Annotated in this window: 2 protein-coding genes; both read left to right on the top strand. The window is 51.7% G+C overall.

The window, feature by feature from the left end; genetic code table 11:
* Window positions 1-8: 8 nt before the first annotated feature.
* Window positions 9-239 (top strand): hypothetical protein, encoded by a 231-nt coding sequence (locus E1963_RS23610; RefSeq protein WP_132281690.1) that lies wholly within the window; start codon window positions 9-11, stop codon window positions 237-239.
* A gap of 31 nt (window positions 240-270) precedes the next feature.
* Window positions 271-828, top strand: a 558-nt coding sequence (locus tag E1963_RS23605; protein ID WP_201272087.1) for a hypothetical protein, incomplete at its 3' end; no start/stop codon positions are given.

Here is an 828-nt window from a genome sequence, read left to right as displayed (position 1 = left end):
CCAGGGGAGTGGGAAAGGGAGGAGAGAGAGAAGAGAGGGGAGGGGGAAAAAAGAGAGGGGAGGGGAGATCGTTTTCTGCACTCGCCGGAAAGAGTGAAGAAAGAGAAGGAAAAGAAGGGAGATCAGGGGAGGGAAAAAATCATCCAAAAGACTATGCCCACGAGGAAAAAGAGAGGGGGGAAGGAGAGAGAGGAAGGTGGAAAGGAGGGAAAAAAGGAGAAAACTTGAGAAAGAGTTAAGGAACCGAAGAAAATTGCAGGAGAAAGCAGCTTGGGGGGAAGAGAAGCAGAAGAAAGGAGAAAGGGAAAAAAGAGGAGGAATAACGAAGGAGAGGAGAGGAAAGAAGAGGAAAGAGGAAGAGGGGCATTACTGATTCCAGGAAAAGAGGAAAAAAAACTCGGAAAGAAAAAAGAGAGAAAAGAGAGGAAGAAGGGAGAGGGAGGAGGAGACGGGGAGGGGGAAAAGGGAGGAGGGGGGGAGGGGGAAGGGGAGAAGGGAGGGTACGGGGGGACGCTGCTTGGGAGGGGAGGAGAGAGAGGGGGGGAAGGGGAAGGGGGGGGAGAGAAGAAAAGGGGGGGATCGTCTGTCGGAAGGGGAGGGAGAAGGGAAAGAGAAAGAGAAAAAGGGGGAGGAAGAAAAAAAAAGGGAAGAAGGGAAGGAAAGAAAAGAAAGAAGAGGAAAAAAAGGGCGAAAGGGAAAGTTGTCGCAAACGCGGTCTATGAAGGGACGGACGCCAGGAGGAGAGAAGGAGAGAAAGAGAAGGGGAAAGAGAAGAGGGAAGAGAGCCAGAGGAGGGGGCAAAGGGGGGAAAAGAAAGAGGAAAAACAC

The organism is Extibacter muris (genome assembly GCF_004345005.1).
GTDB lineage: Bacteria > Bacillota > Clostridia > Lachnospirales > Lachnospiraceae > Extibacter > Extibacter muris.
The sequence above is the reverse complement of the archived record's forward strand: the minus strand, read 5'-3'. Positions and strand labels throughout refer to the sequence as shown.